Origin of the sequence: Paenibacillus sp. TAF43_2 (genome assembly GCF_052113545.1) — a bacterium.
Taxonomy (GTDB): domain Bacteria; phylum Bacillota; class Bacilli; order Paenibacillales; family Paenibacillaceae; genus Pristimantibacillus.
Genome location: NZ_JBFRDK010000244.1, coordinates 1 through 7181, shown reverse-complemented (window position 1 = coordinate 7181; position 7181 = coordinate 1). Strand labels below are relative to the sequence as shown.

The window sequence follows — 7181 nt, the reverse complement described above, 5'->3', positions numbered from 1 at the left end:
TGCATGGAGGGAGGGATGGTTACAACACCAATTAAAACGATGGTGAGCACCTTAATGATGATGATGCCGGAAATGCTGATTCCAACCCGCAATAATATGCTTAAAATTATAAAAAAGCTAAGCTCGCCCCAATCCCGCGTTTATGAGCAGCATCCCGAATTAGCGGATCATCTTGTTCTTACCATGAAAAATCATAATCAACAAGCGATGTTTGCACATAAGCTGCAGAAATATGATCAAGCGTCAGCAGCTGCGATAAAGGAAAAGCTGTATTTTCTGATGGGTGAGTACAAGCTGTCCCATAAGAAGGATTTTTTGCAGGTATTAAACGCAGGACAATTTCGTTACAAAATAATCCCTCATGCAGGACACGGTGTTAATCATGAACAGCCTGATGCTGTACATAATGAACTAATCCCATTTTTACTTCATTGAACTTGTTTTGCTCGGAGTAAGCGATCATACGAAACGACTAGGCCGACATGCTCTCTTTATGGAGAAAGAGCTCGGTCCTTTTTTGCGTGTGGTAAAAGTTGGTTGACATGTCTTTACCCTAATGATAGGATAAAAGTATACTAAAACTAGGAAATACGATTTTAAGATAAATGCAGCAAGGAGGCATGGGCATGAATCAGCAAAGTGAACAGAGCCAGCTTGATCTTCGGTTATTTCGTGTATGGTTCAAAGCGTCTAAGGCAGTTGGCGACAATGTGCGCAAGGATATTGAAAGCCATGGCATTAGTCAGGAACATTTTATGATATTGGAGCTTTTGTATAGCAAGGGGCCTCATCCGATACAGAAAATAAGTGAAAAGTTCTGCATTCCAAGCGGCAGCATTACTTATGTTGTTGATAAGCTTGAGAAAAAAGGATATGTGAGACGAGAGCCAAGCGCTACCGACCGTAGAGGCTCAAACGTCATTCTTACCGAAGCGGGACAAATACTGTTTGATGATATTTTTCCGAAGCATGCAGATGTCATTACACGCAATTTCAGTTCTGTAAGCAACGAGGATAAAGAGAAGCTTATTGAGCTTTTAAAAACGATCGGCATTAATGCAGAACAACTGAGTGAATAACATAAAAGTTTAAGGGGATGTATTAGATGACAACGATTAATCTTGCTATTATATATTACAGTGTAACGGGAACAAATTATCAAATGGCGCAGTGGGCTGCAGAGGGTGCGAAAGCAGCTGGAGCTGAGGTGAAAATATTGAAGACGCCTGAGCTTGCCTCAGAAGAAGCAATACAAGCGAACCCTATCTGGAGAACTCATGTTGCAGAAACGCAAGATATACCTGAGGTTACCTATAAGGATCTGGAATGGGCGGACGCTATTATATTTAGTATTCCATCCCGCTTTGGCGGTATGCCTGGTCCTGTTAAGCAGTTTCTTGATTCGACAGGCTCACTTTGGTTTAACGGCAAGCTAGTCAATAAAGTAGTCAGCGGAATGACTTCGGCGCAGAACGCGCATGGCGGTCAAGAGCAAACCATCCTTGGACTATACACTTCAATGTATCATTGGGGAGCGATAGTAGCTGCACCGGGTTATTCGAGTCCAGTTACCTTTGAAGCTGGCGGCAATCCATATGGGACAAGCGTGACAGTGCAAGGCGGGAAAATGGTTGAGGATGTAAAAGCAGCTGTGGAATATCAAGCTAAGCGTACAGTCAATGTTGCGCAGTGGGTCAAGCAAGGGCTCGCTCAAGCTTAAGCAGAAAATAAGAAGAGGCAGAGGGATACTGCCTCTTTTTTTTTTATGCTATTATGGTATGGTAATCGCAGCGATCTTCGATGAACAATGGGTATGACAGCCTTGAAAGGCGGGAATAACGGTGAACGCAAGCAAAAGTACATTTTGGAAGTCCTATATGAGCGGTTTGAAATTGCATGTTGCCATAGCCGACTATACGAAGGTGCCGCTTTCGTGGAAGGACGATAATTATACGACGGATGTGAATAAGCTATATTATATCCAAGAGGGCGAAGGGTACATTAAGGCCGGGAATCAAATTTATTATCCAAAGCCCGGTGATCTGTGTCTGCTGCCCGCAGATGTCGTACAATCCTATGGAACGATTAATACGAATACTTACGGAAAATATTGGTGTCACTTTACTGCAAAAATAGATAATTTCAACCTGTTTCAACTGCTCGAAATGCCCGTCATGATATCGATATCCGATCACGAAGGCTTGAAGGGTAAATTTGAAAGGCTGGTACACCATCATAAGAGTGAAGACTGGACATCCGAGCTGCAGCTGCAGTCGGCGTTTCTTGAGATTATGGCCATGATGCTGGAGCAGGCTGAGGATGTCACAATCAAAACACCGGCAACCAGCTCATTTGAGAAGCTGAATGTCGTGCTGACCTATATTGAAGAGCATTTATCGGAAAATATTACAGTAGATACTCTTGCTCAGCTTGTACATTTTCACCCTAATTATTTTATCCGCATGTTCAAAAATACGACAGGGCTCTCACCTATACAATATGTGAATCGCAAGCGTATGGACAAAGGACGGCAGCTGCTATCCTTTACTTCACTTAGCATCTCGGCAATAGCTGAATCTCTAGGAATGGATGCCACTTATTTCTCTCGTTTATTCAAAGAGTATATGGCTTTGTCACCGAGCGAATATAGGGAGCTTTCACTGAAATGATAAAGAAAACCGTCGCTGTTTAAGCGACGGTTTTTTTGAGTTTACAAACAAAACGTTTCCATTTTCTTCACATGAGGGAGTTGAACGGCGTTATTTTTACCCCTATATTAGATAATGAAAAGGGAAATGGAAGGGAGTGTTTATGCCATTAACAAACTCTATAAAAAGAATATTAGTTTCTTTATTGCTTCAAGCTTCATTATCATTTTGCTCGATCTTCTATTTGCTAATTCTGTTCTAATTAAAGAGAATGATCAGCTGCTGACCCTAGGCATTGCATTAGATTTTGTCGTTGTTATCCCTTTATTGCTGTACTTTCTATGGTTTCGCGTACTAAAATTCAAGATCGCATCCATCATTCCATTTGCTCTTCTGGGTTATTTAGCATTAGCGCTATTTGTACCAAACACCGATCAAGAAACGATGAACGCTATAAAATATTTCCTTATCCCGCTGGCGCCTTTTATTTTAGCTTTAAAAATCTATGATATTGCGGCTGCCTATAAGCGTTATAGAAAAGTTGCTAATCATCCTATAGAAACACTTCGGAAAAGTCTAAAAGAGACCATTCGCCATCCCAAAATTGCAGCTTTGCTCACGCATGAATTATCTGTTTTTTATTACGCCTTGTTCGCATGGAAAGAGACACCTTTCATTCGAACGGGGGCTGCCTCGTTTAGTTATCATAAAAACTCTAACAAGCTGATAACCTTACTCGTATTTTCGAAAATATTGATTATTGAAGGGGTATGCATGCATATTCTGCTTGCGCAATGGTCGCATACCGCTGCATGGTTACTCTCATTAGGAAATGTGTATATTATTATGCTGCTAATTGCTGATTACCGAGCGATGTGCTTAAATCCTATTTTGGTATCGGATCAACAAATAAGGTTTCAGTACGGCATTCAGTTGTATTCGGACATGAATATCAATACTATTGCATCCATTTCGGCCATTACATTCGAGAAATTAGCTAAGGATAAAATGAAAAAAACGACAAAGATTCTGGGCACAGAACCTAATGTGCATCTGATGTTAAAAGAAGAAATTACGGTTACTACGGCGTTCGGGATTAGAGAACAAATTGACCAAATCTATCTATTTGTAGATAAACCTCATGAATTTCAAACGAAATGCCAGCAGTTGATGGAGGTAAGCAACAAGGACAGCGAATAGTTCGCGAGCCCTGTTGCGCGTTTGAATTAAAATTTTCTCTAACGAATCGAATCATGCTTATTATGCAGAATATGATCTTTTTCAAACGCTAACGAACCTGATTGGCGTTATATCATGCTCTATAGGGTGATATGAGCTATTTTTCTTGAAATAGCGATGCTGGAGTTCGTTGCCATAATAATTCCTTGCGAATGGTTTAAATAAGAGCTGCTGAGTTCGTAACAGCGGTGCAGCGTATGCCAAAAACAAAGGAGCTAAGCAGATTCAAATCGCTTAGCTCCTTTGTTATTCCGAACTTTTTCCCATGATTAGGATTGTTCTGCACAACTAGTTCTTTTGGGGCAACCTTTATGCTGCAAGTATAAGAACTCCGATGGAATCAAGGATAAAAGCTGTTTGCAGGCGTAGTTGTCGAACACCAGCGGGAATTGAATAGTGATTTGATCAAAATATCCTTCGCTTCATTCGTGCCGATATAGCGCAGTGCTTCTAGAGCATGAGCTCTTACATAACGGTTCTCGTCATCGAGTACTGCCGCCAAAGCGGGAACGGCTGCTGCCGCTGCAGCACCCATGCGGGACAAGGACAGCCCAGCTGTAAATCGTACTTGAACATCCTCATCGGACAAGGCTGTAATAAGACCCTTCACTGCAATTTCTGAAGAATTAGACAAAATGCCAAGTGCTTCAACGACTGCAATTCTTACTGTCGCATCGGAGTGGGACAGAAGTTCAACAAGCTTTGGAAGCGCGGATTCAGCGTAGCTGCGCAGCTCGCCAAGCGCGAATATTGCATGCTGTACAGTTTCTGAGCGATCGCTCTCTAGTGCGCCGATCAATCCGTTTACTGCATCTGAGCCTGCGATGGACAGTCCGTAAGCAGACGTGCGTGATACGTCTAATCTCTCATGATGAAGACCAGCCAGCAGTACTTTCACGCCTGGAGCGCCATATTTAGCAAGCTCATAGGCAGCATTCAAGGCATTTGGTTCGAAGCTATCTTCCAAAGCCGTCGCCAGTGCGGCTAATTTCTCTTCGTTTGCTTCCGCAGTGTTTGCTAGACTGCCTAGCTTACCGTATAGCCAGTTCCATGTTTCTTCCCACATGTCTTCGTGGTTAGCGATTGGCAGGGCAAGGTCAGCAGGCTCTTTCCACTCCGAAATCAGATTATTCCATGAAGGCTTAGTTGGAACAGCTGTGCGCATAAATTCAAATTTAAGCATGTAACGAGCATTGCCTAATACATTTGGTGTTGAACGGTGCCAGATATCATAGTGGATGAGTGCAAATGTACCTGCTTCACCGCTAGCGTAAGCTTCTCCTTGCACCTCGTCAGAGGCGAAGGTACGCGACTCGTAATTTTGTGTGCCAGGCACAACGCTAGTAGGCCCAAGCTCAATTGGCGTGTTTTGCGGGAAGTACATAATCATTGCCCACCATGGATGGTGGTTGCGCATACGGGAGTAGCCCCAGTAGCTGTCCTTATGCCAACCGCCAGCAACCGGCTGTGCATTAAAGTGGCCATGGCGATGGGCATGCAGCATGTAGTTTGGACCCAGTACGCTTGTTAATGCGCCTGTAATAACGGGGCTGTCGAAAGCCTGTTGTATTTCTCTAATTCGCGGCAGCAGGTTGTTGCCGGGATTGCCTTCCTCGTCATATACTTTTCCAAGTTCAGCTGTCATGGCTTGATGGAAGGATTCGGGGAAATCTGTTTTTAGAATAAGAAAGCCTTCAGTAATAAACTTTTGCATTTGCTCGTCAGTGAGTAGAAGCGGTGATTGATTCATATAATGGATGACCTCCTAATGTTGTGGTGATAAACCGATTATATGAGAAGTCGAACCAATGCTACATACACGAAACTAAGTGAAGCTTGCATAAAACTAACTTCCTGTTTGTCAGCCAAAAAAGCTGCTCATTTGAGCAGCTTTTTAATATTCTTTAATTTTCCAGCATAAGGAGGGAAGACGAGCCCAAGCTCAAACTTAGTGCTTTTCTTCAAAATACTCTTCTGATGCGAGAACAGATCAAAGCTGTATTTGCCATGATAGGCTCCTACACCTGAGCTGCCAACACCGCCAAATGGCAAATAGGGATTAGAGACGTGCATAATCGTATCGTTAATACAGCCGCCGCCGAAAGAAACACGGCTCATAACCTCATCCTCCAGCGCTTTATTCTCAGTAAATAAGTAAAGGGAAAGCGGCTTTGGATGAGCGTTAATCATTCGAATGGCCTCATGCATATCTTGGTACTCCATAACAGGCAAAAGAGGGCCAAATAATTCTTCAGACATCGCTGCGCTATCCCATGAAACGCCATCCAGTATCGTCGGTTCGATAAAGAGGTCATCGCGGTCTGTGCCTCCTCCATAAACGATGCTGGCTCTGTCTTGCTCTAGAATGGAAGCAAGCCTGTCAAATTGGCGTTGATTAATGATTCGACCATAATCTTTGTTGCTTTGTATAGAAGATCCATAGAAGGATTGGATGACTTCCTTCATTTTTGCGACCAGCTTTTCTTTAATATCCTGATGAGCCAGCACATAATCGGGTGAAATACAGGTTTGGCCGGTATTCATTAATTTGCCCCAGATGATCCGCTTGGCAGCGATCTCGAGGTTAGCGGTAGAATCTACGATGACAGGGCTTTTTCCCCCGAGCTCAAGCGTGACAGGCACAAGGTTTTTGGCAGCCGCCTCCATAACGATTTTTCCGACCGCGATGCTCCCTGTGAAAAAAATATAATCAACCGGCGCGTGAATGAGCAATGAGGTCGTTTCCTTTTCCCCCTCAATGACTTTAATGTAGGCGGGATCAAAGGTTTCATTGATGATTTTATTTATTAAAGCTGAAACATGAGGCGAGCTTTCGGATGGTTTGAGAATGGCACAGTTGCCTGCGGCAATGGCTCCGATAAGCGGCTCGATGACAAGCTGGAACGGGTAGTTGAAGGGACCAATAATCAAAGCTGTACCATAGGGTTCCTTCATTATACGGCTGGTGGATGGAAACAGATAAATCGGTGTTTTCACCTTCTGCGGCTTCATCCACTTTTTGAGATGCTTAATGACATGTCGAATGCTATTGGTTACGATTATAATTTCTGTCATATGGGTCTCTAGTTCGCTTTTGCGAAGGTCTTGATAAAGCGCCTCGACGATTTCCTGCTCATGACGCTGTATGGCTTGCAGCAATCGTTGCAATTGATTCAGCCTAAAGTGCAGCTCCTTGGTCTGGCCTTGTTCGAAAAATGTTTTTTGCTCTAGCACAATCTGTTCAATATCTGCTGCTGTTAATGAACTCATTTCCGCAACCCTCCTTACATATCC

6 protein-coding genes and 1 pseudogene are annotated in these 7181 nt (G+C 43.2%); 5 read left to right on the top strand and 2 right to left on the bottom strand.

Going from position 1 to position 7181, the window contains the following annotated elements:
• The 5 genes and pseudogenes from AB4Z17_RS30510 to AB4Z17_RS30490 all read left to right on the top strand — a co-directional run.
• Positions 1-435, top strand: a pseudogene (locus AB4Z17_RS30510) (alpha/beta fold hydrolase); the annotation flags it as partial.
• A gap of 191 nt (positions 436-626) precedes the next feature.
• Complete coding sequence (locus AB4Z17_RS30505; RefSeq protein ID WP_441908057.1) at positions 627-1079, top strand: MarR family winged helix-turn-helix transcriptional regulator; 453 nt, start codon at positions 627-629, stop codon at positions 1077-1079.
• 26 nt (positions 1080-1105) lie between these two features.
• Positions 1106-1720 (top strand): NAD(P)H:quinone oxidoreductase, encoded by a 615-nt coding sequence (gene wrbA, locus AB4Z17_RS30500; RefSeq protein ID WP_076268782.1) that lies wholly within the window; start codon positions 1106-1108, stop codon positions 1718-1720.
• Between the two features lie 121 nt (positions 1721-1841).
• Positions 1842-2669, top strand: coding sequence for an AraC family transcriptional regulator (locus tag AB4Z17_RS30495; protein ID WP_083682118.1), 828 nt, complete (start codon positions 1842-1844; stop codon positions 2667-2669).
• A 114-nt stretch (positions 2670-2783) separates the two neighbouring features.
• Positions 2784-3848 (top strand): hypothetical protein, encoded by a 1065-nt coding sequence (locus AB4Z17_RS30490; RefSeq protein WP_441964039.1) that lies wholly within the window; start codon positions 2784-2786, stop codon positions 3846-3848.
• Between the two features lie 379 nt (positions 3849-4227).
• On the opposite strand, the gene AB4Z17_RS30485 is transcribed toward AB4Z17_RS30490, so the two are convergent.
• Both AB4Z17_RS30485 and AB4Z17_RS30480 read right to left on the bottom strand, forming a co-directional pair.
• Positions 4228-5637 (bottom strand): HEAT repeat domain-containing protein, encoded by a 1410-nt coding sequence (locus AB4Z17_RS30485; protein ID WP_441964037.1) that lies wholly within the window; start codon positions 5635-5637, stop codon positions 4228-4230.
• A 128-nt stretch (positions 5638-5765) separates the two neighbouring features.
• A complete protein-coding gene (locus AB4Z17_RS30480) occupies positions 5766-7157 on the bottom strand; it encodes an aldehyde dehydrogenase (protein WP_441964035.1) in 1392 nt (463 codons plus the stop codon).
• Between the last annotated feature and the right edge of the window lie 24 nt (positions 7158-7181).

Coding starts and splice junctions, on each gene's coding strand:
- AB4Z17_RS30505 (WP_441908057.1), top strand. CDS start 627: ATGAATCAGCAAAGTGAACAGAGCCAGCTTGATCTTCGGTTATTTCGT.
- wrbA (WP_076268782.1), top strand. CDS start 1,106: ATGACAACGATTAATCTTGCTATTATATATTACAGTGTAACGGGAACA.
- AB4Z17_RS30490 (WP_441964039.1), top strand. CDS start 2,784: ATGAAAAGGGAAATGGAAGGGAGTGTTTATGCCATTAACAAACTCTAT.
- AB4Z17_RS30485 (WP_441964037.1), bottom strand. CDS start 5,637: ATGAATCAATCACCGCTTCTACTCACTGACGAGCAAATGCAAAAGTTT.
- AB4Z17_RS30480 (WP_441964035.1), bottom strand. CDS start 7,157: ATGAGTTCATTAACAGCAGCAGATATTGAACAGATTGTGCTAGAGCAA.